The sequence below is a fragment of the Ruegeria sp. I1 genome, from assembly GCF_056532675.1.
Genome location: NZ_JBQFNM010000009.1, coordinates 87,472 through 109,744, shown reverse-complemented (window position 1 = coordinate 109,744; position 22,273 = coordinate 87,472). Strand labels below are relative to the sequence as shown.

Sequence of the window (22,273 nt, the reverse complement as noted above, 5' to 3'; positions counted from 1 at the left end):
TCAAGGAACACCATGTCGCTGCAAGACATCACCACCCGCATCGCCAGTGCCGAATCCAAAGCCGGGCGCGATCCAGGGTCGGTCAAGCTGATCGCTGTTTCCAAGGTGCAGCCGAATGAGCGGGTGCAAGCCGTACTAGAGCAGGGCCATCGTTGCTTCGGTGAGAACCGAGTGCAGGAGGCAGCGGGTAAGTGGCTGATGTTCAAGGAACAATTCGAAGGAATTGATCTGCACCTTATCGGCCCGCTGCAAACCAACAAGGCGCGTCAGGCGATGGAGTTATGCAACGCCATCCATTCGGTTGATCGCCCGAAGCTGGCCAATACCTTGGCACGACTGGCGCAGGAGATCGGAAGCTGCCCCGCGCTTTTCATTCAAGTCAATACCGGTGAAGAAGAGCAAAAGGCAGGGATTTTGCCGCTAGAGGCGGATAGTTTTGTAGCCGAATGCCGTGCGCTTGATCTACCTATCCAAGGCCTGATGTGTATTCCGCCAATCGAAGAAGAACCCGCACTACATTTTTCTCTTCTTGCCAAAATCGCCAAGCGAAATGGTTTGACGGGCCTGTCGATGGGGATGAGCGGTGATTTTGAACAGGCCATCGCACTGGGTGCCACCCACATACGTGTTGGTTCGGCCATTTTTGGCGAGCGTGTCAAACCTCAGGGATGATCAAACGCATGCCGGGTATGATACGGCGGGCAATCCAGCGCAGGTGATCACGCCGAAAGGCAATGCATCCTTCCGTTGGATATCCGGGTCTGCGCCATTGATGAATAAAAATGGCTGACCCGGAACCCGGCACCGCATTTGGCCAGTTCCAGTCGGTGATCAAAACCAGATCATACAGCGGATCCGCGCGACGCAGTCTCTCATGACTAAACCCATATGGCGCGGTCACCAGAGAGTTATAGTCATCATCCGATACATCATCTGACCACAGATCCCACGGGCCAATGGGCTGGGCCCATCCGGCAGGCGGTGAGATGCGATCAGGGCGATAGAGCATTCCTACGATGCGATGTATTCCGGTTGGCGTCGCGCCGTCGCCTTCGCGCTTTGCGTTGCTGAGCCCTCCTTTTCCGATGGAACAGGGAAACACGCGTCCCATAAACCGGACCCCGCGCGGGGTCAGGACCAGATCACCAGGTGTCAAAGCAGATGCCCGGACTTCGCAGCCTTGGTGGCCAGATAGCCTCGGTTATGCGCAGTCTCACCGACCTTCAGCGGTACTCGCTCGGTTACAGCGATGCCGGTTTTTTCCATCATAGCGATCTTGGCGGGGTTGTTCGTCAACAGTCGAACCGAGCTGAAGCCCAGCGATTTCAGGATGTCCGAGCCCAGACGGAAATCCCGTTCATCATCCTCAAAGCCCAGCCGATGGTTGGCCTCAACCGTGTCAAACCCCTGATCCTGAAGGAAATAGGCGCGCATCTTGTTGGCCAGCCCAATCCCGCGACCTTCCTGATTCAGGTAAAGCAATACGCCCGCACCTTCATCCCCCATCTGCGCCAGAGCCCCGCGTAGCTGCGGGCCGCAATCGCACTTAAGGCTGCCCATCAGGTCACCGGTGAAACAGGCCGAATGCAGACGGGCGAGGACTGGCTTGCTGCGATCCGGGCGTCCAATTTCAACGGCGTAGTGTTCTTCGCCCCCGTCTTCAGGACGGAAAACATGCAACCGCCCGGCTTCGGACACCTCCATAGGCAGGCGCGCGGCAACGATTTCGTGCAACGCACTGCGTTCCGCCAAATGCGGCGCGGCGCGCGCGTGATCGATGCAAGTCAGCCCGCGCTCAGCCGCGAAGGATCGGCCGTTTTCTACAGAAACGACCACCGCAGCGGGCAACAGGCGCGCGGATTTGGTCAGCGCAATGGCGATGCGATGCAGATTGGCACTGCCCTGCCGCTCGGTCATCAGCGGGCCTTTCATGGGCGCGTTCAAATCGTCCGACGGGTCAGCAACGGCCTGCACCCAACTGATATCTGCGTCCGCAGGAACCAGAACCCGCGCAAGATCGCCGTCATAGGCCCGTGCCTTCAGCGTTTCGGCCCGTCGGCCGGTGATCGCAACAACAGGCGTGCCGCCAAGCTTGCGCAGATCGGCCAACCGTTGGGGGCTGAGCGTCTCGGTCGACGCGGCCAACACGCAAAACCCGCTATCATCGGTCAGTGCCACCGGCACGCCCATGCGCAAATCGGCCCGTGCGCGGGCCAGCAATTCGGTCATGTCAGGGCTGAGACTCATCGATGATACCTTACTACATCCGGCGAATTACTACCGGCTTCACCCAGAAAAGTGAAACATTTCCGCTGCGTCCGACACGAAGGCGTGAGACGATTGCAGCAAAGCTTGCTGATTGCATATTCCAAACGCAAGTGATGGAAAAGGCTTAGGAGGACCGCAGATGGCTCAGCTCAAGAAAATCCTGCTGGTGGATGACGACGAAGACCTGCGCGAAGCGCTTAGTGAGCAACTGGTGATGACAGAGGACTTTGACGTCTTCGAAGCATCGGATGGTGCATCAGCGATGGAGCGGGCCCGCGAAGCGATCTACGATCTGGTCATTCTGGATGTCGGCCTGCCTGATACAGATGGCCGAGAGCTGTGCCGCCTGATGCGCAAGCAAGGTGTTAAAAGCCCGATCCTGATGCTGACCGGCCATGACAGCGACGCCGACACTATCCTGGGCCTGGATGCCGGTGCCAATGACTATGTCTCGAAACCATTCAAGTTCCCGGTTCTGCTGGCGCGTATCCGCGCACAGCTGCGACAGCATGAGCAATCTGAGGACGCCGTATTTGTGCTGGGGCCGTATACGTTCAAACCGGCCATGAAAATGCTGATCACCGAGGAAGACCGGAAAATCCGTCTGACTGAGAAAGAGACGAACATCCTCAAGTTCCTGTACCGCTCGACCGATGGGGTTGTTGCCCGCGATGTGCTGCTGCATGAGGTCTGGGGTTATAACGCGGGTGTCACAACCCATACGCTGGAAACGCACATCTACCGCCTGCGTCAGAAAATCGAGCCCGATCCGTCCAATGCGCGCCTTTTGGTCACAGAATCGGGTGGATATCGATTAGTGTCTTGATCGCCTATGGATTGACTTGGATCAAAGTGATACTCTGTACTCATAATTAGGTTACTCCCATCCCGCACATGTCCGGGTTATGACATGTACCTCCCTGTTGGACTGCCGGGCCTGATGGCCCGGCTTTTTTTAGGCTAGGTTTGTGCGACGCCTGCTTTGAGCCCTGATCGACCGTTCCTTGATTGTATTCAGCTCGCTAGGTAACTCTTCTGTTTCAAATACGGGAGAAGTCACTTGATTAGTTCATTGAAGGCAAAAGCGAAGAAAGGTCTCGTAGAAGTCGAAGACATTACTCGATTGGCGAAGAATCCATCGCCTGAGAACGGCGTTTTGCTAAGAGAATTGACCATGCAGTACGGCTGGAAGCACCATCCGTGTTTTCCCGATGCCCCCTTGGCCACATGGTCAGAGATAGTTTCCACCTATTGCATCAGTGGATTTGACGGGATCATTTTGCTAGCTGATGTTAAAGTGATACGACCCCTTGTGTTCAGTTTCTTGGAAGATATTCCTTCGGATCAGGCGCTTACAACGCTCCTCAAGATTGCCGAACCTGAGATATCGTCGGTCGAAACTGACCTTGAGATGTCCGTCAAAACTGCAAGCGTGCTCAATGTGTTTGGATCGAGCAAATTTCGTTCTCAGAGCACTGCAATGGTGCGTGAGTTTCTGCATCGGGTATTGGTGGCGGTCAAGAACGAGGCCGACGTTGGCACAGTCATGTGCGCGCTTCGCTGGTACGGCGATGGGCAATCAATTGAATTGATCCGCTCCAAACCAACCATGTCAGACCGCTGGGAGAGCGCCCGTAGCGCAGCGATCCGAGCTATTAGGGAGCGAAACCGATAGGCCTTCGCAAATGCCAGCTTTGTCCGCATAGCTGTCATATATCGGCCTGAGGTTTTTGGCACGTTTTTCGATAGCACCCCATCCCACACCACGCTAACCTTCGCCCAATCGCGACAGAGGAATCCCAACCCATGCCCTTCACCCTTGCCACCTGGAACATCAACTCGGTCCGTTTGCGTGAGCCTATCGTGCTGAAATTGCTGCAGGAAGAGGCTCCGGATGTGCTGTGTTTGCAGGAATGCAAGTCCCCGGTCGAAAAGATCCCGACCGAAGGGTTTGCGGAACTGGGGTATACTCACATGGTTGCGCGCGGGCAGAAGGGCTATAACGGCGTCGCCATCCTGTCGCGTCTGCCGATGGAAGAGGTGGGCGACAAGGATTTCGCTGGTCTCGGCCACGCGCGCCATATCGCAGGGCGGTTGGAGAATGGCGTGACGATCCACAATTTCTATGTGCCGGCAGGCGGGGATGTGCCGGATCGCGAAGTGAATGAGAAGTTCGGGCAGAAGCTGGATTACCTCACCGACATGCGCGACTGGTTTCATGCGGAAAAGCCCGAGAAATCCATTCTGGTGGGCGATCTGAACATCGCCCCGCGCGAAGATGATGTCTGGTCGCACAAGCAACTGCTCAAGGTGGTCTCACACACTCCGATCGAGGTTGAGCAACTGGCGGAAACGCAGGATGCGGGCGGTTGGGTCGATATCACCCGGCAGGACATTCCCGAAGGGCAGCTCTATAGCTGGTGGTCCTATCGCGCCCGCGACTGGGATGCGGCGGACAAGGGGCGGCGGCTGGATCACGTTTGGGCGACGCCGGATATTTCGAACGCGGGCCATTCCAGCCGTGTCCTGCGCGAGGCGCGCGGATGGGAAAAGCCCAGCGATCACGCGCCCGTCTTTGCAAGTTTCGATCTGTAACCGGGAAACTCAGCCCTTGGTTTCTGCGCCAAGCGGTTGCATATAGGGCGCAAGTTCGAACGAAAGAGTATTTGCCATGGACCTTCTGAACCCGTCAGACAGCACCCCCGCCACCGATCTGATCAAGGATGGCTCTGAGGCCACGTTCATGGCCGATGTGGTCGAGGCGTCGCAGGACATCCCGGTGATCGTGGATTTCTGGGCGCCGTGGTGCGGCCCGTGCAAAACATTGGGGCCACTGCTGGAAGAGGCCGTAACCGCCGCCAAGGGTGCGGTGAAGATGGTCAAGATCAACGTGGACGAGGCGCAGATGATTGCGTCTCAGTTGCGGATTCAGTCGATCCCAACCGTTTACGCCTTCTTCAAGGGTCAGCCGGTTGACGGATTTCAGGGTGCGCTGCCGGGGTCCGAGATCAAGGCATTCGTGGACCGGGTGATCGAAGCCGCAGGCGGCGAAAGCCCCGGTGGCCAGTTGGAGGATGCGGTTCAGGCCGCCGAAGAAATGCTGGCCGAAGGGGCCGCCGTAGATGCGGCGCAGACCTTTGCCGCCATTCTGGGCGAAGACCCCAACCATGCAGCGGCCTACGGCGGGCTGGTGCGCGCGCATATCGCATCCGACGATCTGGAACAGGCCGAGGCGATCCTGAACGGTGCCCCCGCAGAAATCTCCAGCACGCCCGAATTGGAAGCGGCCCATGCACAGCTTGAGCTGGCGAAGCAGGCCGCAGACGCCGGGCCGGTGGCTGAACTGACGGCAACGGTCGAGGCTGAGCCTGACAACCATCAGGCGCGTTTCGATCTGGCGCAGGCTCTGCACGCCAATGGGGATGTCGAAGACGCCGTGGCACAATTGCTGGAACTGTTCCGTCGAGACCGTGAGTGGAATGAGGCGGCGGCCAAGACGCAGCTGTTCACGATCTTTGATGCGCTCAAGCCCAATGATCCGATTGTTCTGAACGGGCGGCGCAAGCTCAGCTCGATGATATTTGCCTAATTCCGGATCAGAGCTACACTCGGATACATGATGCATCCCGCTGACCTGCCGGAAACGGTATCCGTTTTTCCATTGCCCGGGGCGCTGTTGCTGCCCCGATCTCGCCTGCCGCTGCATATCTTTGAGCCGCGTTACCTGCAGATGCTGGACGATGCGCTGAAGACCAAGGAGCGGCTGATCGCAATGGTTCAGCCAAACCCGTCTTTGAATGATGAGAAAAAGCTGCATCGGATCGGATGCGCGGGGCGGGTTACCCAGTTTTCCGAAACAGAAGACGGGCGCTATCTGATCACCCTGACCGGGGTGTCCCGGTTCCGCATCAAATCAGAGCTTGATGGGTTCACACCTTATCGACGCTGCGAAGTGTCTTGGGAGGGGTTTGACCGCGATCTTGGGAAATCCGAGAAGGATGACGGGTTCGACCGAACCCGGTTCCTTAACTTGTTGGAACGGTTCTTCGACTCCCGTCAGTTGTCGACCGATTGGGATTCTCTCAAGGATGCGGATGATGAGCTTTTGGTGAATTCTCTGTCGATGCTGATGGATTTCGATCCGGAAGACAAACAAGCCCTGCTTGAGGCCCCGTGCCTGCGGACCCGACGCGAAACATTGGTGACACTGATTGAATTCGCCATGCGCGGCGGATCAAATGAGGAAACTTTGCAATGAGCGATACCGCGAACGCCTTTGACCGCCATATGCTTGAAGCGCTTGTTTGCCCTCAGACACAGACCACCTTGCACTATGATGCCGAAAAACAGGAACTCGTATCCAAAGCTGCCGGGATGGCCTTTCCGATCCGAAATGGCATTCCTGTGATGTTAGTCGATGAGGCGCGTCAGCTGGACTAAATCGCGCGACCCTGCAGAAGCTTCGGCAGATCTCCGGTCAGCCCAGCGGCTTCGCGTACGAAGCCGCGGCGTAATCCGGGCAACGAGCCAACGATCCCCATCCCGATATCCCGTCCAAGCCGAAGCAGCGAATTGTCGTTCGAAAACAGCCTGTTGAACACATCCGTCGCCATGGCGAGTGAGGCTGTATCGAACCGCCGCCATTCCTGATAACGCTGCAGCACCAGGGGCGAGCCGATCTCTTCACCCCGCCGTCCGGCCAGTGTCAGCACTTCGGCCAATGCACCCACGTCACGTAGACCGGCGTTCAGACCCTGCCCGGCAATCGGGTGCATCCCATGTGCGGCGTCTCCAACCAAAGCCAGATGATCGGCGATGAAAGAATTGGCGATGGTCAGGTTCAGCGGATAGGTGAATCGGTCGCCCTGCAGGCGGATATCGCCGAGGAAGTCGCCGAACCTTGGACGCAGCGCTTGTAGATACTCAGCCTCAGGTAAGGCATTGATTTGATGCGCGGTCTCTGTCCGTTCGCTCCAGACAATCGAACTGCGGTTGCCGGTTAGCGGTAGAATGGCCAGGGGGCCAGGCGGCATGAAGAACTGATGCGCGATGCCGTGATGCGGCAGCTCATGTTCAATTGCGCAAACCAATGCGGTTTGGCCATAGTCCCATCCGGTGCGCTTGATCCCGGCCCGCGCCGCCGTACCGCTGCGGCGACCGTCACAGCCGACCAGCAACTGCCCTTCGATCGTGGCGCCATCATCCAGTGTTAGAACGGCCCCGCCCACACCCGTTTCCTGCGCTACAACAGTCTTGCCGTTGATCGGGGTGATGCGCTCGTCCTCGGCCATTGCGTCCAGAAACGCGCGGCGCAGGTGGCGATCCTCGACCATGTAGCCCATCGGGCCCTCTTCGATTTCGGCATGGTCGAAATGCATGAAAAAGGGCGACGGGCCTGCACCCGCATGCCCATCGGTGACCTTGATTTCAAGCATTGGCTGAGCGTGTTCGGCGATACGATCCCATATCCCGATTGCGTCCAGCAACCGCTGAGACGCCAGCGCCAATGCATAAGACCGCCCGTCAAAAGCCGCATTCTTACGTGTCTTTTCGGCCAGTGCATCAATCACCGTAATCGAATGACCGGTCTGAGCCAGTGCCAGGGCCAAGGCGGGGCCATTTAGCCCTCCGCCAACGATCAGAATGTTCGAGCCTCGTGTCATGCCCTGCACTATGCGCGCCCTTTCGGGATTGTCCATGTGCGGTCCTGTCGCTACCGTCCGGTTCAGCCAAAAAGAAGGAGCGCGGTGATGCAGGAATGGTTGACGATGACAGCCTGTGATCTGGGTCGAGGTATTGGCATGGGGCAGATCGACCCGGTCGAGCTGACCGAAACCTACATAGCCGCCATTGACGCCCATCCGCATCGTGATCGTATCTATGCGCGCGTCACCCATGATCGCGCACGGGCCGAGGCGAAGGCTGCAAAGGACCGCGCCGCTTTGGGTTTGCGCCGGTCGCTGCTGGATGGCGTTCCGATCAGTTGGAAGGACCTGTTCGATACCGCCGGTATCGGGACCGAGGCTGGATCCGCCCTGTTGCAAGGCCGTGTGCCCGAAGCAGACGCCGTGGTTGTGCGCAACGCCACCGCGATGGGTGCGGTTTGTCTGGGCAAAACCCATATGAGTGAGCTTGCCTTTTCCGGGCTTGGTCTGAACCCGATCACCGGCACTCCGCCTTGCGTTGATGATGAAGAGGCTGTGCCGGGCGGCTCATCTTCGGGTGCAGCGGCCTCGGTGGCCTGGGGGTTGGCGGCCTGCGGGATCGGATCGGATACGGGCGGGTCTGTTCGCATTCCGTCGGCGTGGAACAATCTGGTGGGGCTGAAAACCACCGCCGGGCGGATCAGCCTGGAAGGGACTGTGCCATTGTGCTTGCGCTTCGACACTGTCGGTCCACTGACGCGGTCGGTCGAGGATGCAGTGCATATGCTGGCCTTGCTAGAGGGCGGCACGCCCGCCGATCTGCGCGGTGCGTCACTGGTTGGACGCCGCTTTGCTGATCTTCAAAACGTGGCCAAAGATGACCTGCGGGATGAACCGCGCAAAGCTTATGAGGGGGCGTTACAACGACTGACGGATGCCGGGGCCGAGATTGTTCCGCTTGAGGTCCCCGAGTTGAACGAGGCGATGGGCCTGTCGGGTGTGCTCTATACCACCGAAGCCTACGGCCTGTGGAAAGACGTGATCGAAGCCAACCCCGATGCGATGTATCCCGAAATCCTCGAACGATTCCGCATGGGACAGGCCCATTCTGGGCCGGATTACGTTGCAGCATGGTCCAAGCTGAAAGCCTGTCGGGCTGCATGGGATGCGGCCACTGCCGAATTCGATGCGGTCTTAGCCCCCACAGCGCCCATCCTGCCGCCCAATCTGGACCGGTTGATGAGCGACCACGACTACTACGTAACCGAGAATCTGCTGGCCCTTCGTAACACCCGCATCGGCAACCTGATGGGTCTGGCCGCCCTGACCCTGCCCACCGGAACACCGGGTTGCGGGGTGATGATGCTGGGCTACCCGGGGTCCGAAGAGGCCCTGCTGCGGCTGGGATCAGCCGCCGAATCTGCATTGGCCTGAATGCCACAATCCCCTGATTCGACGTCTCTTTGTCTGGACGGGGTGGGGTGTGATCTGTAATCTGTCAAAAAACGGGGCGAAAACGATCCCGATCTTGAGGCAGTAGTTATGAATTTTCCCGAGCGGTTTTCGAACCTACCGGAATATGCATTCCCGCGTCTGCGCACCCTGTTGGATCATCACCAGCCGGGCGGAGATGTCATTCATATGACCATCGGCGCGCCCATGCATGATTTTCCCGCCTGGGTGACAAATGTCATTACTGAGAACGCGGCAGGGTTTCAGGGTTATCCGCCGAATGAAGGTTCGCCTGAGCTGCGCGGCGCGATCGCCGACTGGATCGAGCGCCGCTACGGTGTCGCGATGAACCCCGACACGAATGTGATGGCCCTGAACGGCACGCGTGAGGGGTTGTATAATGCGGCCATGGCCCTGTGCCCCGAGCAGAAGAATGGGCAAAAGCCGGTCGTTCTGTGCCCGAACCCGTTTTATCAGGTCTACATGGTCGCCTCGATCTCGGTTGCGGCTGAGCCTGTCTTTGTGCCTGCGACTGCGGCTACAGGCCATCTGCCCGACTATGCCGGGCTGCCAGAGGATGTGCTGAACCGAACTGCGATAGCCTATATCTGTTCTCCGGCCAATCCGCAGGGGGCCGTCGCATCACGCGAATACTGGGCCGAACTGATTGCGTTAGCCGAGAAATACGATTTCCGCATCTTTGCGGATGAATGCTATTCCGAGATTTACCGGGATGAGGCACCCACTGGCGTTCTGACCGTCGCGCAAGAGAGAGGCGCTGATCCCGAACGGATCACCCTGTTCAACTCCTTGTCGAAACGTTCAAATCTGGCTGGTCTACGGTCCGGCCTGATCGCGGGTGGGCCGGAAACCATCAGGCGCGTCAAGCAGTTGCGCAACTATGCCGGTGCGCCGTTGTCTTTGCCCCTGCAAGCCGCTGCCGCGCGGGTTTGGGCGGATGAGGCGCATGTCGTCCAGAACCGCGCGCTCTATCAGGAAAAATACGCCCTTGCGGATGAGGTCTTTGCAAACGTACAAGGCTATATGCCGCCCGAGGCCGGGTTTTTCCTGTGGTTGCCGGTCGAAAACGGCGAAGAGACCGCATTGAAGTTGTGGCAAGAGACCGGAGTACGGGTCCTGCCGGGCGCATATCTTTCTCAGGGCGATCCGGGGCAAAACCCGGGCGAACACTTTATCCGGGCTGCCATGGTGGCCCCAAAAACAGAGTTGCAGCGCGGGCTGATCACGCTCCGCGACTGTATCTATTCGTGAGGTACGAGGGCAAAATGGCATCATTGAACGCGCGCAACCGCGATCCACTGCTGGACAGCACCACACAGGCCGCGATCGAGCGACGCAGCAAAGAACTGATCGGTATTGCGCTGATCCTGCTGGGTCTGGCTGCAGCGGCGATGATCTGGTCCTACACGCCAGAGGATCCGAACTGGATGGTCTCGACCGATGCGCCGGTGCAGAACTGGATGGGCCGGGTTGGTGCCTGGATTGCAGCGTTTTCCTTTATGGTTGTGGGCTGGGGCAGTTGGGGCTTTGCCCTTGCGTTGATCGTTTGGGGTGTGCGTTTTGCGGGTCATTTCGGTGAGGATCGCGCCATTGCCCGGCTGATCTTTGCACCTATCTGGATCGCAGTTCTGGCCGTCTATGCAGCAACTTTGGTGCCCGGAGAGGCGTGGCGCGCGACCCACAGCTATGGCCTGGGCGGCTTGGGCGGTGATACCGTGCTGGGCTTTATCTTGTTGATCCTCCCGATCTCGTCGGCTTTTGTTGTCAAACTGATGTCATTGGTGATGGCGCTTGGCATGCTTGCGCTGGGTGTCTTCGTCCTGGGCTTCACCAGAAGTGACGTACAGCGCGGTTTTAGGGCCTTCCTGCTGGGCTTGGTGGTGTCCTATGACATGCTGATGACCCTACTGGGTCGTGGAGCTTCGGCCACGGCGCAAGCGGCGCGGGATCGTCGCTTGCAGTGGAAAGAGCACCGAGCAGCGCGAGTTGAGCCTGTCTTGCAGGATGCGGTTGCTTTTGGTGATCCCGTCTTTGAAGAGCTGGAAGAGGAAGCGGACGAACCTGCCCCTAAAGCCGGCCTGCTGGCCCGTATGCCAGCCTTGATCCGCCGCCCTGATCCGATGCCTGAACCGGAATTGATCGAGGCGATGCCGGTCGAAGGTTTTGACGAAATGCCGGGCGAAGATCGTATCCGTTCGAAGATTTCGGCCGCGGTACGTAATCGCAAGGTGGCGACGGGTGAAGTAACACCCGAGCCTGATCCGAACTTGCCGCTGACCAAAGGCCGGGGCCGGGGACCTGATCCCCTGATCCTGAACACCGGTGCAGCTGCGGAGTTGCCGCCAGAACCACCCATGAGCTGGACCGACCTTCCACCCGAGCCGACGCTGAGCGCCGAGGCCACGACGGAGTGGCAAGCGCCGCTGCATCAGGACTTTGCGGCTGAGCCGGAACTTGAAGACGACGATACCGTGTTCGAAGATATGCACGTGTCTGAACTGCAGGCGCGTCCTGCGATGAAAATCCCGGTGGCTGAACCGCGCAAGCCGGTGGTTGCCCAGCCCGTGCGTCGCACACCGCAGCCATCACGCCGTGCACAGGCCGAGGCGCAGCCGACACTGTCCTTTGAAGAACGGCATTCGGATTTTGAACTGCCTCCGCTGGGCCTGCTGTCCAACCCATCCACCATTCAGCGCCACCACCTGAGCGACGAAGCGCTGGAGGAAAATGCGCGGATGCTGGAAAATGTGCTGGATGACTATGGCGTCAAAGGTGAGATCGTCAGCGTCCGTCCCGGCCCGGTGGTGACCATGTACGAATTGGAACCAGCGCCGGGCCTTAAAGCCAGCCGTGTGATTGGTCTGGCTGACGATATTGCGCGATCCATGTCCGCACTCTCGGCGCGGGTTTCGACCTTGCCGGGCCGCTCGGTGATCGGGATCGAACTGCCGAATGAAAACCGAGAAATGGTGGTGCTGCGCGAAATCCTGGCCAGCCGTGATTTTGGTGACGGTAACCATGCACTGCCACTGGCGTTGGGCAAGGATATTGGTGGTGAGTCTGTCGTGGCGAACCTTGCGAAGATGCCTCACCTGCTGATCGCGGGGACCACGGGTTCGGGTAAATCGGTGGCGATCAACACGATGATCCTGTCGCTGTTGTACAAGCTGAGCCCGGATGAATGCCGCCTGATCATGATCGACCCCAAGATGCTGGAACTGTCCGTATATGACGGTATCCCACATCTGCTGTCGCCCGTTGTGACCGATCCAAAAAAGGCGGTCGTGGCCCTGAAATGGGTCGTGGGCGAGATGGAGGATCGCTATCGCAAGATGTCCAAAATGGGCGTGCGTAACATCGCGGGCTACAACGGGCGCGTGAAGGATGCGCTGTCCAAGGGTGAGATGTTCTCGCGCACAGTCCAGACCGGGTTTGACGATGAAACCGGCGAACCGATGTTCGAGACTGAAGAGTTCGCGCCCGAGGCGATGCCCTATATCGTCGTCATCGTTGATGAGATGGCTGACCTGATGATGGTGGCAGGCAAAGAGATCGAGGCCTGCATCCAACGTCTGGCGCAGATGGCGCGGGCCTCAGGCATTCACCTGATCATGGCCACGCAGCGTCCCTCGGTCGATGTGATCACCGGCACGATCAAGGCAAACTTCCCAACCCGGATTTCGTTCCAGGTAACTTCGAAGGTCGATAGCCGCACCATTCTGGGCGAGATGGGCGCCGAGCAACTGCTGGGGCAGGGTGACATGCTCTATATGGCGGGTGGCGCCAAGATCACCCGCTGCCATGGCCCGTTTGTCTCGGACGAAGAGGTTGAGGAAATCGTCAACCACCTGAAACAGTTTGGTCCCCCGGATTATATGAGCGGCGTCGTCGATGGACCGGCCGAAGAAAAGGCTGATAACATCGACGCCGTTTTGGGGCTGAACACTGGTGGTAACACCAATGGCGAAGATGCGCTGTACGACCAAGCGGTGGCGATTGTGATCAAGGATCGCAAATGCTCGACCTCATACATCCAGCGGAAACTTGCCATCGGTTACAACAAAGCCGCGCGGCTGGTTGAGCAGATGGAGGACGAAGGCGTTGTTTCGGCGGCAAATCATGTCGGTAAGCGGGAAATCCTCGTCCCCGAGCAGTAGGATATTTAATAACAAGGGCAAAAGGCTTATCTGAACCTTATGAAACAGATTGCTTTTGCCCTTGCACTGACATTGGCCGCGCCCGCGGCTTGGGCGGCCGACAAATTGCCATTGTCAGAGATTTCGAACTATCTGAACCAGATGAAAACGGTTCAGACGAGCTTTACTCAGGTCAATGACGATGGCTCGCTGAGCACCGGCCAGCTTTGGATTCAAAGACCGGGCAAGATGCGGTTCGAATATGATCCTCCGGACAGCGCTGTTGTGCTGGCACGAACCGGCAGCGTTCTGATCTTCGATCCCAAATCGAACCAACCACCCGAGCAATATCCGCTGAAGCGCACACCCTTGTCCTTGGTTCTGGCGCGCAACGTCAACCTAGGGCAGGCCAATATGGTGGTTGGGCACGAGTTTGACGGCACTGCAACGGTCGTCACGGCGCAGGATCCCAAGAACCCAGACTCAGGCCGGATCGAGCTGATGTTTACCGACAATCCCGTCGAGCTCCGGAAATGGGTGATCCACGACAATGCAGGCACCCAGACCACGGTGCTGCTGGGCCCGCTGAGCGAAGGTGGCACCTTCGATCAAAACCTCTTTTCAGACAAATAGCGAATAAGGGTCAGCAAAACCGCTGACCCCATCACGCTTAGTATCGGCAGTTTGCCAGCTGTGACTGATACATATCGGCGCGCGCATCCACGTCGCTGGCAACGCCAAGCAACCAGGATTTGCGATTGTAACTGCCACGCGCATACCCTGTATGCCCTTCGTGATAGGCTAGGTACTGGTTACGCGTGTCGGAGGGGTGGATGCCATTCCGCTCGTAGCTTTTGTTCATGTACCAACCGATAAAGTCCGATGCATCGCCGATCCGATCCCGCTTGGCGCGGCGCTTGCCGGTTTCACGCTGGTATTGCTCCCACGTGCCATCCAGGGCTTGACCATAGCCATAGGCGCTGCTTTGACGGCCCATCGGGATCACGCCCAGAACATAGCGGTGTGGCGTACGCGCATCGTGACGATACCGGCTTTCCTGATAGATGGTGGCCATCTGCACGTGAACGGGAACGCCCCATTTACGCTCGGTTTTTTGGAAGGCCCGGATATAGTCGGGCTTTTCGCGCGCAATACTGCACGCGTCATTCAATCTGCTGGGCGGTTGCTTGGAACCACCCCCACAGGATGCCAAAAGCAGCACCCCAAGGAGTACGAAAAGAATTCTGCTCATGTGCCTCATGCCTTTTTTCTGGCATTCTAGCGCAGATTGAGCGTGGATGGAATCACAATCGCTAGAGCACAAGTGCCAAAACAAGTGGCAGTGTTGCAACGGACACCAGTGTTGACACCATAACCATCCCGGCCACCGCATCTGCATCCGCTTCAAACCGTTCGGCTAACAGATAAGATGTGACCGCGACCGGAGTACACATCTGCAGGACCAAAACACCAAAGGCGATCGCTTCAAGATCGAATGCAACAGCAACAAACCAACCCAGCGCAAAGCAAACAGCGACTTTCAGAAGGGACAGCCAGACTGCGCGACCCAGACTACGCGTGGTGAGCCGGGCAATAGCGACACCAACAGTGACAAGCATCAACGGCACAGCCATTTGCCCCAGCAAATCCAACGTGTTGGTCAGAAACAGTGGGGTTTCCCACCCGCGCCACAAAAACAGCGCACCCAGAAGTGTCGCCCAGACCATGGGTTGTCGGATTACCTGACCATGCGCGCCCTTTCCGGCGACCAGATAGATGCCGTAGGTGAAGGAAAATAATGCCGTCACCGACAGGAAAATCACGGCATATCCCAGACCTGCCTGACCAAAGGCGAAGATGCATAAGGGCAGCCCCAGGTTGCCGGTATTGCCAAAAATCAGCGGTGACAGATAGGTGCGCTGGTCCAGTTTCAGCGCCCGCACGAGGACCCAGAAGACAGCTGCCAGTACAAGGTTGGCGACGATCGTGGCGATCGTAAAGCGCGACAGGTCACCCCCCGGGATTTCGGTTTGCATCAGGGCGACAAAGATCAGGCTGGGGACCGCCAATGTCATCGCAAATCGGGTGACAAATTGCAGCCGATATTCGAACCCCAGCTTGACCCAGGCGAAGCCGATCCCGGCCAGAATGAAGACCGGCGCAACTATTTCGAACACTGTCAGTAGAAGGTTCACAGACTGTTTCCCCGAATTTCAGATCAATGATTGGCTTTTCCGCCCGGAAAGAGGTAGTAACTTCTTTGGGGGCTGAAACAATGCTAAAGACACACGCCAAATACGGCCTGGGACAGGTTGTTCGACACAAAAAACATCCCTTCCGAGGGGTGATTTTTGACGTTGATCCAGAGTTTTCGAACACCGAGGAATGGTACGAAGCCATCCCCGAAGACAGTCGGCCGATCAAGGATCAGCCGTTCTATCATCTGCTGGCCGAGAATGATCAATCTTTCTATGTCGCTTATGTTTCAGAACAAAATCTGATCGAGGATCAGTCGGGCGAGCCGGTCGAGCATCCGGATATCCCCAATATGTTTGGCCCTTTCGAAGATGGGTCCTACCCGCTGCACTTTCATCTGAACTGAACCTTTGGGCCCGAGGGGCCAAAGGTGACTGTGTCTAGTACCCGAGTGCACAGCCATCCTTACGCGGATCGCTGCCGCCTTCCAACACACCATCCTCACGGATCCGAATGGCCTGAGCCCCGCCAAGCGGAGTTTCTGGAATCGTGACAGTGTGGCCAATATCTGCCAATTGTTGAGCGACCTTATCTGGGAAGCCACGTTCCAGTTTCAGAACTCCGCCATCGGCAAAAGCACGGGGGGCATCGATGCTGGTTTGTATCCCAAGATTGAAATCTGTCAGGTTCGATACAAACCGGGCGTGGCCTGTTGGCTGATAAGCCCCGCCCATCACACCAAACGGCATCATGATGCGCCCGTTCTCGGTCAGCATGCCCGGTATGATTGTATGCATCGGACGTTTCCCGCCGCCCAATTCGTTGGGATGACCGCGTTCCAGCGTAAAGCCCGCTCCACGGTTTTGCATTAGAATACCGTATTTTTCCGAAGCAATCCCCGAGCCGAAACTGTGAAAGATTGAATAGATCAGCGACACCGCCATCCGGTCCCGATCAACAACGGTGATATAGACCGTGTCTTTGTGAATGGCTTCGGTCAGCGGAGTTGGCGACCCCATCGCGCGTTTGGGATCGATAAGCGCGGCGAGGCGTTCGGCCACGTCTGGGTCGAGGAATTGTTCCGCGCGCGCGGTGTGGTCCGGATCGGCGATGAAACGGTTGCGGGCATCATAGGCCAGTTTAGTGGCCTCCGCTTCGATATGAACCCGATCTGCGCCAAATGGATCCATGCGCGCCAAATCGAAGTGTTTCAGGATGTTCAGCAGCAGGATCGCCGTAGCGCCTTGTCCGTTCGGTGGATGTTCAACCAGATCAATGCCGCCGTAGCTGCCGCTCATCGGGTCTGTTGGCGTGCAGTCGGTGCGTTCAAAATCATCGGCAGTGTGGACACCACCGAGTTGAGACAGGGCAGCAAGCATATCCTGTGCAATTTCACCTGTGTAAAAGGCCTCGCGCCCGTTTTTGGCGATGCGGCGCAACACCTCGGCCTGACCGGGGGACCGGAAAACCTGACCAATCTTGGGCGCCTGTCCGTCGATTAGATAGTTCTGTTTGGCGGCCCCTTGCAAGGTTGCCGCCCCGCTTTGCCAGTCAAAGGCGACGCGCGGTGCAACCGGAACACCCAGTTCGGCATAGTGGATTGCGGGTTGCAGAATTGCGTCCAGACCAAGCCGCCCTTCGGTTTCAGACAGATGGCAAAACGCGTCGACCGCGCCGGGAATTGTTACCGCATCGGCGCTGGTCAGGGGGATCGCGGTCAGCGACCGGGCGCGCAGCGCTTCGGCATATGCTTTAGCCGGGGCTCGGCCCGACCCGTTCAGTGCGCGAACCTTGTTCTCACCCGCCCGATTGAACAGGACAAAGCAATCGCCGCCCAGCCCGGTCATTTGTGGTTCGCAAATGCCCAGCAGCACCGCCCCGGCGATGGCCGCATCCATCGCGTTACCGCCTTGCGCAAGAATATCCAGCGCGGCCTTTGCCGCCAGAGGATGCGATGTTGCGCACATTCCCTCGGTTGCCAGAACCTCGGAACGTCCAGGCAGGTGCAAATCGCGCATAACATCTCTCCTCTTCCTTGCCGTGGCGAAGGTAAAGTGAGGGGAGGGATTGTCCAGTGATTTCAAGGGGAGGGAGGTTCCTCGGCGCCGTTCACTGGGTGGGGGCTGTGACACTTGGCGCCGAGGGAAGCTATCTGAGCTACGAGTCACTGTATGATGGTTGTTTGCGGCGCCACAATGGTTCGAAAAAGGCGTTATTGTGGCGTTATGTCTGTGGTTAAGGCTGGTGTTCGAAGTCGAACCTTAGGGACAGGCGATTGCATCCCTGGTGTCGCTCATAGCAGATATCACTGGTCAGTTGATTGATTAAAAACCAACCAAACCCGCCTTCGGGCAAATCCTGTAGGTCCGTTTCGACCGAGGCTGGGGTCCCGTCAGGCAATTGATACCCGGGCATCGGGTTCCCGGTGTCCGAGATCAAAATGTCCAATCGGTCGCGTTCCAGCCGACAGGTGACCTGCACCTTAGCGGGCGCTATCCCCTCATAGGCATGTTCAACGACGTTATTGATTGCCTCGGCCAAGGCAATCTTAACATCATCTGCCATATGATCGGGCAACCCCTGCTGCGATAACCCGGCGCTGAGCTGTGCAATCCCGGCGCTGGCTTCCAACTCTGTGGCGGGAAAGCTGAGCTCCAGGCAGGTTTCGTTCCGTATCGGCGTCACGCAGTCCACTCCTGCCAGATCAGTCCAACGTCTCTGCCAAGGCATCGTCCAGAGTGGTGAACAGTTTGAACACTGTGTCCATGCGCGTCAGGCGAAAGACCTTTTCGACAACCGGTTGCAGGCCTGACAAATCCAGCCTGCGCCCGTCCCCAAGCTGTTTCATCGAGGCAACGATGGCACCCAGTCCGCTCGAGTCGATGAATTCGACCCCTGCCAGATCTAGTATGACGCGGTCGCATTCCGTTTCGGTTTCGCGCCGCATATCCTCCTTAAACTGGATGGCCATAGCAGCATCAATTCTGTCAGATTCAACTGTTATGACCTGAGTGGCCCCGGTCGTTTTGCTGGTCAGACCCATTGTGACCGCCCTCTTCTCTAAAACTAAGTCGTAGAAATACGCTAGACGGCAAATCTTACCATTCGGTATTCAGGGGGCGGAAATCGAACAAAGGAAAGCCGGGATGAAAGATGTTGTGATCGCAGGGGCCGCTCGTACCCCGATGGGTGGGTTTCAGGGCATTTTTGATGGCGTCTCGGCGGCGGAGCTTGGTGGAACGGCGATCCAGGCGGCTCTTGCGCAGACAGGTACCCAGACGGTGGATGAGGTTCTGATGGGTTGTGTTCTTCCCGCGGGTCAGGGGCAGGCCCCCGCGCGTCAGGCCGGGTTTGCAGCTGGTTTGGGCGAAGACGTGCCCGCAACAACGCTGAACAAGATGTGCGGGTCAGGTATGAAAGCTGCCATGATGGCCTTTGATCAGATCGCGCTGGGCCATGCGGACCTGATGGTCGCGGGCGGAATGGAGAGCATGACAAACGCACCTTATCTGCTGCCCAAAATGCGGGGGGGCGCGCGCATCGGGCATGGGCAGGTTATCGATCACATGTTTCTTGATGGCCTGGAGGACGCCTATGACAAAGGCCGCCTGATGGGCACCTTTGCCGAAGACTGTGCCGGGGCCTATCAATTCACGCGCGAGGCGCAGGACGAATACGCCCTGCAATCTTTGTCTAACGCATTGGCTGCACAGGAAAACGGCGCCTTCGACGAAGAGATCACGCCCGTATCCGTGCGCACCCGCAAGGGTGAGGTAACCCAGTCCACGGATGAGCAGCCTAAATCCGCCCGGCCTGAGAAAATCCCGACCCTTAAACCTGCCTTCCGCAAAGATGGCACAGTCACTGCGGCCAACGCTTCCTCAATCTCGGATGGTGCGGCCGCGTTGGTACTGGCGTCTGCCGCCCAGGCCGAAGCGCAATCTCTGACTGTCCGAGCGCGGATCCTGGGCCACGCCAGTCATGCGCAAGCGCCGGGTCTATTCACGACGGCTCCGGTTCCCGCAGCGCGGAAACTGCTGGATCGGATCGGTTGGTCAACCGAGGATGTTGATCTATGGGAAGTGAATGAAGCCTTTGCCGTCGTCCCCATGGCTTTCATGCATGAAATGGGATTGCCACGTGAGAAGGTGAATGTGAATGGCGGCGCCTGCGCGCTAGGTCATCCCATTGGCGCATCGGGCGCGCGGATTATGGTTACGTTGCTGAACGCGCTGAAAAAACGGAACCTCAAACGCGGTATCGCAGCGATTTGTATCGGCGGCGGGGAAGGCACAGCTATCGCCATCGAACGCGTTTGACCCTTCATCTTTTTCCAAATACTTCGGGGGTACGGGAGCTGGTCCCCGTTTCCCTTACCTGAAAGCGCGTCATGACCGTCGACTACGATACCCTTGCCAAAACCATCGCGTCCCTGACAGAAGGCGAAACAGATCAGGTCTCCCTGATGGCCACCATTGCCTGCGAGGTGCATCATTCCGATGATCGTTTCGACTGGACCGGGTTCTACCGCGTGACCGAGCCCGGCCTGTTGAAGATCGGTCCCTATCAAGGCGGCCATGGCTGTCTGGTCATCCCGTTCGAGCGCGGTGTTTGCGGGGCCGCCGCGCGCACAGGCCAAGTGCAACTGGTGCCGGATGTGGACTCGTTTCCCGGCCATATCGCCTGTGCCTCGTCCACCCGTTCCGAGCTGGTTCTGCCTGTGCGCGACGCCACGGGTGCTGTGATCGCGGTGTTCGACATAGACAGTGATCAGCCAGACGCATTTGATCAAACCGACGCAGATCACCTTGCATCGATCTTGACCCAGACGTTCGGCGGCTAACTCTAACGCGCGCTTATCCATACATTAACACGGTCTAAATGCTCGTGAAAAAACTCTTGGAAATTTCACAGAACTGCGCCATCGTGAAAAACGAGATGTAAATTTCACGAGATTCGGAGCGCCCTTTGAACAGTCAGGCCCCGCAAAGCGCCACACTCGGAGCGGACCTGCGCGCCTTGCGCAAGGCGCGGGGATTAACCTTGTCCGAGATTGCCGAGCGTCTTAACCGCTCCGTCGGGTGGCTCAGCCAGGTTGAGCGAGACATGTCCGACCCGTCGATCTCGGACCTGCGTCAGATCGCAGAATGTCTGGGTGTTCCGATGTCGATGTTGTTTGCGCATTCGTCGGTACCCGCGGAAGAGCAAGGTTATGTGGTCCGTGCCGGTTCACGCCGACCTATGGGTTCGGGCGAGGAAGGGTTGATTGAAGAGCTGCTGTCGCCCGATCTGACAGACGATTTCGAAATGGTCCATTCCACCTTTGAGCCCCGATCAAGAATGCAAAAGCCTGCCAATCGACCGACGCAGGAAGTTGGATATATGATCTCGGGCCGGCTGGACCTGATCATCGGCGCGCGTCAATACACCGTCGAACCGGGTGACAGTTTTCGGATCAAGCATGAACCCTATCAATGGGCGAACCCCTATGATGAGCCTGCCGTGGCCATCTGGGTGATCGCCCCGCCGGTGTATTGATGAGTTTTGAGGCCTGGACCATATTCGCCCTGTTCTGGGTGGTGTTTGTGACGACGCCGGGGCCGAACGCGGTCAATTGCATCTCGAACGGGATGAGCGTGTCATTTCCCAAGGCCATGTTGGGGGTTCTTGCGATCCTGACACAGGCAAGCGCGTTTCTTCTTCTGTCGGCGCTGGGTGTGACCGCGCTGATTGCTGCCTCTCCGACCGGGTTCTTCATCGCCAAACTGATCGGGGCCGGTTTTCTGATCTGGCTCGGGATACGCGGCTGGATGAACGCAGCAAAACCTGCGCCAGCCAGTGAAAGACCCGCAAGCCATGTATACCTGCACGCGTTGGCCGTAGCGACGATCAATCCTAAAAGCGTGGCCGGATACCTTGCCGCCTTTTCGCAATTCGTGCAGCTCGACGTGCCGGTCTGGCAGCAAATGGGGGTGATCATGCCCACCGCGCTGGTGATCACCGCGCTTAGCTATACAGGCTTCACATTGTTGGGCGCGATGATGGGCAAAGCGGCGTTGGGGGCGGTGTTCAATGTCTGGGTGCGCCGTGTGATGGCAACCTGTTTCATCATCTATGGCGTCATGCTGGGGGCCAGTTCGACGCCCGTAACAAGGGGGTAAAACCATGTATTCCGGATCTTGCCTTTGCGGTTCTGTTGTCTTTGAGATTGACGGGGAATTGTCGCCACCCTCGGCCTGCCATTGCGGCCAGTGCCGCAAGCAATCCGGGCATGTCTGGGCCTCGACCTGGACGCATGAGGACAATCTGAGTTTCACCGCGCGCGACACGCTAAAGTGGTTCGAAGCTTCTGATACCGCCCGTCGCGGGTTCTGCAATGCATGCGGGTCGTTTCTCTTCTGGCAGCACAATGACGAGGACACGATTTCGATTTCCATGGGGGCCTTTGACGGGCCCACCGGGTTGCACCTCGCCCGCCACATCTTCGTGGCTGACAAGGGCGACTACTACGACATTACGGACGATCTGCCTCAAGAGGCACAGTAACAGGGACTG

The 22,273-nt window shown here is 58.0% G+C and carries 25 protein-coding genes; 17 read left to right on the top strand and 8 right to left on the bottom strand.

Annotated elements, in window-relative coordinates:
* Window positions 1-12 precede the first annotated feature (12 nt).
* The gene (locus ACR0DH_RS16365; protein WP_480543115.1) at window positions 13-672 is read left to right on the top strand and encodes a YggS family pyridoxal phosphate-dependent enzyme; all 660 of its coding nucleotides are present in this window, start codon (window positions 13-15) and stop codon (window positions 670-672) included.
* Here ACR0DH_RS16365 and ACR0DH_RS16360 read toward each other — a convergent pair.
* Window positions 656-1,156 (bottom strand): L,D-transpeptidase family protein, encoded by a 501-nt coding sequence (locus ACR0DH_RS16360; protein WP_480550699.1) that lies wholly within the window; start codon window positions 1,154-1,156, stop codon window positions 656-658. The genes ACR0DH_RS16365 and ACR0DH_RS16360 overlap by 17 nt on opposite strands.
* Window positions 1,153-2,247: a GTP cyclohydrolase II gene (gene ribA, locus ACR0DH_RS16355; protein ID WP_480550701.1), complete on the bottom strand. Its 1,095-nt coding sequence runs from the start codon at window positions 2,245-2,247 to the stop codon at window positions 1,153-1,155. Before ribA ends, ACR0DH_RS16360 begins: the two co-directional genes overlap by 4 nt.
* A gap of 160 nt (window positions 2,248-2,407) precedes the next feature.
* Between ribA and ACR0DH_RS16350 the strand changes: the two genes are divergently transcribed.
* The 6 genes from ACR0DH_RS16350 to ACR0DH_RS16325 all read left to right on the top strand — a co-directional run bounded on the left by ACR0DH_RS16350 (window position 2,408) and on the right by ACR0DH_RS16325 (window position 6,708).
* The gene (locus ACR0DH_RS16350) at window positions 2,408-3,094 is read left to right on the top strand and encodes a response regulator transcription factor (RefSeq protein ID WP_170533404.1); all 687 of its coding nucleotides are present in this window, start codon (window positions 2,408-2,410) and stop codon (window positions 3,092-3,094) included.
* Window positions 3,095-3,328: 234 nt separating this feature from the next.
* On the top strand, window positions 3,329-3,943 hold the full coding sequence (locus tag ACR0DH_RS16345; protein ID WP_480550703.1) for a hypothetical protein: 615 nt from the start codon (window positions 3,329-3,331) through the stop codon (window positions 3,941-3,943).
* Window positions 3,944-4,074: 131 nt separating this feature from the next.
* The gene (locus tag ACR0DH_RS16340) at window positions 4,075-4,863 is read left to right on the top strand and encodes an exodeoxyribonuclease III (protein ID WP_480550705.1); all 789 of its coding nucleotides are present in this window, start codon (window positions 4,075-4,077) and stop codon (window positions 4,861-4,863) included.
* Between the two features lie 76 nt (window positions 4,864-4,939).
* Window positions 4,940-5,857: a thioredoxin gene (gene trxA / locus ACR0DH_RS16335; protein ID WP_480550707.1), complete on the top strand. Its 918-nt coding sequence runs from the start codon at window positions 4,940-4,942 to the stop codon at window positions 5,855-5,857.
* Between the two features lie 27 nt (window positions 5,858-5,884).
* Window positions 5,885-6,526, top strand: a complete 642-nt coding sequence (locus ACR0DH_RS16330; protein ID WP_480550709.1) for an LON peptidase substrate-binding domain-containing protein — start codon at window positions 5,885-5,887, stop codon at window positions 6,524-6,526.
* Window positions 6,523-6,708: a Trm112 family protein gene (locus ACR0DH_RS16325; protein WP_170533390.1), complete on the top strand. Its 186-nt coding sequence runs from the start codon at window positions 6,523-6,525 to the stop codon at window positions 6,706-6,708. The genes ACR0DH_RS16330 and ACR0DH_RS16325 overlap by 4 nt, the downstream gene beginning before the upstream one ends.
* Here ACR0DH_RS16325 and ACR0DH_RS16320 read toward each other — a convergent pair.
* Window positions 6,705-7,967, bottom strand: a complete 1,263-nt coding sequence (locus ACR0DH_RS16320; RefSeq protein WP_480550711.1) for an FAD-dependent monooxygenase — start codon at window positions 7,965-7,967, stop codon at window positions 6,705-6,707. The two genes, ACR0DH_RS16325 and ACR0DH_RS16320, sit on opposite strands and share 4 nt — an antisense overlap.
* A gap of 51 nt (window positions 7,968-8,018) precedes the next feature.
* Between ACR0DH_RS16320 and ACR0DH_RS16315 the strand changes: the two genes are divergently transcribed.
* The 4 genes from ACR0DH_RS16315 to ACR0DH_RS16300 all read left to right on the top strand — a co-directional run bounded on the left by ACR0DH_RS16315 (window position 8,019) and on the right by ACR0DH_RS16300 (window position 14,155).
* The gene (locus ACR0DH_RS16315) at window positions 8,019-9,347 is read left to right on the top strand and encodes an amidase (protein WP_480550713.1); all 1,329 of its coding nucleotides are present in this window, start codon (window positions 8,019-8,021) and stop codon (window positions 9,345-9,347) included.
* A 108-nt stretch (window positions 9,348-9,455) separates the two neighbouring features.
* Window positions 9,456-10,637, top strand: coding sequence for an aminotransferase class I/II-fold pyridoxal phosphate-dependent enzyme (locus tag ACR0DH_RS16310; protein WP_480550715.1), 1,182 nt, complete (start codon window positions 9,456-9,458; stop codon window positions 10,635-10,637).
* 14 nt (window positions 10,638-10,651) lie between these two features.
* Window positions 10,652-13,543, top strand: a complete 2,892-nt coding sequence (locus ACR0DH_RS16305; protein WP_480550717.1) for a DNA translocase FtsK — start codon at window positions 10,652-10,654, stop codon at window positions 13,541-13,543.
* A 39-nt stretch (window positions 13,544-13,582) separates the two neighbouring features.
* Window positions 13,583-14,155, top strand: a complete 573-nt coding sequence (locus tag ACR0DH_RS16300) for a LolA family protein (RefSeq protein WP_480550719.1) — start codon at window positions 13,583-13,585, stop codon at window positions 14,153-14,155.
* 37 nt (window positions 14,156-14,192) lie between these two features.
* On the opposite strand, the gene ACR0DH_RS16295 is transcribed toward ACR0DH_RS16300, so the two are convergent.
* Window positions 14,193-14,774, bottom strand: coding sequence for a transglycosylase SLT domain-containing protein (locus ACR0DH_RS16295; RefSeq protein WP_480550721.1), 582 nt, complete (start codon window positions 14,772-14,774; stop codon window positions 14,193-14,195).
* A gap of 61 nt (window positions 14,775-14,835) precedes the next feature.
* A complete protein-coding gene (locus tag ACR0DH_RS16290; protein WP_480550723.1) occupies window positions 14,836-15,717 on the bottom strand; it encodes an AEC family transporter in 882 nt (293 codons plus the stop codon).
* An 80-nt stretch (window positions 15,718-15,797) separates the two neighbouring features.
* Between ACR0DH_RS16290 and hspQ the strand changes: the two genes are divergently transcribed.
* Window positions 15,798-16,124, top strand: a complete 327-nt coding sequence (gene hspQ, locus ACR0DH_RS16285) for a heat shock protein HspQ (RefSeq protein ID WP_170533369.1) — start codon at window positions 15,798-15,800, stop codon at window positions 16,122-16,124.
* Between the two features lie 34 nt (window positions 16,125-16,158).
* Here the strand turns inward: hspQ and ACR0DH_RS16280 are convergent, their stop codons facing one another.
* The 3 genes from ACR0DH_RS16280 to ACR0DH_RS16270 all read right to left on the bottom strand — a co-directional run bounded on the left by ACR0DH_RS16280 (window position 16,159) and on the right by ACR0DH_RS16270 (window position 18,761).
* Entirely contained in the window at window positions 16,159-17,736 is a 1,578-nt protein-coding gene (locus ACR0DH_RS16280; protein WP_480550725.1) for a gamma-glutamyltransferase family protein, read from the bottom strand.
* Window positions 17,737-17,953: 217 nt separating this feature from the next.
* On the bottom strand, window positions 17,954-18,403 hold the full coding sequence (locus ACR0DH_RS16275; RefSeq protein ID WP_480550727.1) for an ATP-binding protein: 450 nt from the start codon (window positions 18,401-18,403) through the stop codon (window positions 17,954-17,956).
* Window positions 18,404-18,422: 19 nt separating this feature from the next.
* Window positions 18,423-18,761 (bottom strand): STAS domain-containing protein, encoded by a 339-nt coding sequence (locus ACR0DH_RS16270; protein ID WP_170533359.1) that lies wholly within the window; start codon window positions 18,759-18,761, stop codon window positions 18,423-18,425.
* A 103-nt stretch (window positions 18,762-18,864) separates the two neighbouring features.
* On the opposite strand from ACR0DH_RS16270, the gene ACR0DH_RS16265 reads away from it, so the two are divergent.
* From ACR0DH_RS16265 to ACR0DH_RS16245, 5 genes are all read left to right on the top strand, one after another.
* Window positions 18,865-20,037 (top strand): acetyl-CoA C-acyltransferase, encoded by a 1,173-nt coding sequence (locus tag ACR0DH_RS16265; RefSeq protein ID WP_480550729.1) that lies wholly within the window; start codon window positions 18,865-18,867, stop codon window positions 20,035-20,037.
* Between the two features lie 71 nt (window positions 20,038-20,108).
* The gene (locus ACR0DH_RS16260) at window positions 20,109-20,561 is read left to right on the top strand and encodes a GAF domain-containing protein (protein WP_480550731.1); all 453 of its coding nucleotides are present in this window, start codon (window positions 20,109-20,111) and stop codon (window positions 20,559-20,561) included.
* 125 nt (window positions 20,562-20,686) lie between these two features.
* Window positions 20,687-21,256 (top strand): helix-turn-helix domain-containing protein, encoded by a 570-nt coding sequence (locus ACR0DH_RS16255; protein ID WP_480550733.1) that lies wholly within the window; start codon window positions 20,687-20,689, stop codon window positions 21,254-21,256.
* The gene (locus ACR0DH_RS16250) at window positions 21,256-21,879 is read left to right on the top strand and encodes a LysE family translocator (protein WP_480550734.1); all 624 of its coding nucleotides are present in this window, start codon (window positions 21,256-21,258) and stop codon (window positions 21,877-21,879) included. The genes ACR0DH_RS16255 and ACR0DH_RS16250 overlap by 1 nt, the downstream gene beginning before the upstream one ends.
* A gap of 4 nt (window positions 21,880-21,883) precedes the next feature.
* Complete coding sequence (locus ACR0DH_RS16245; protein WP_480550736.1) at window positions 21,884-22,264, top strand: GFA family protein; 381 nt, start codon at window positions 21,884-21,886, stop codon at window positions 22,262-22,264.
* The last annotated feature ends 9 nt before the right edge of the window (window positions 22,265-22,273 follow it).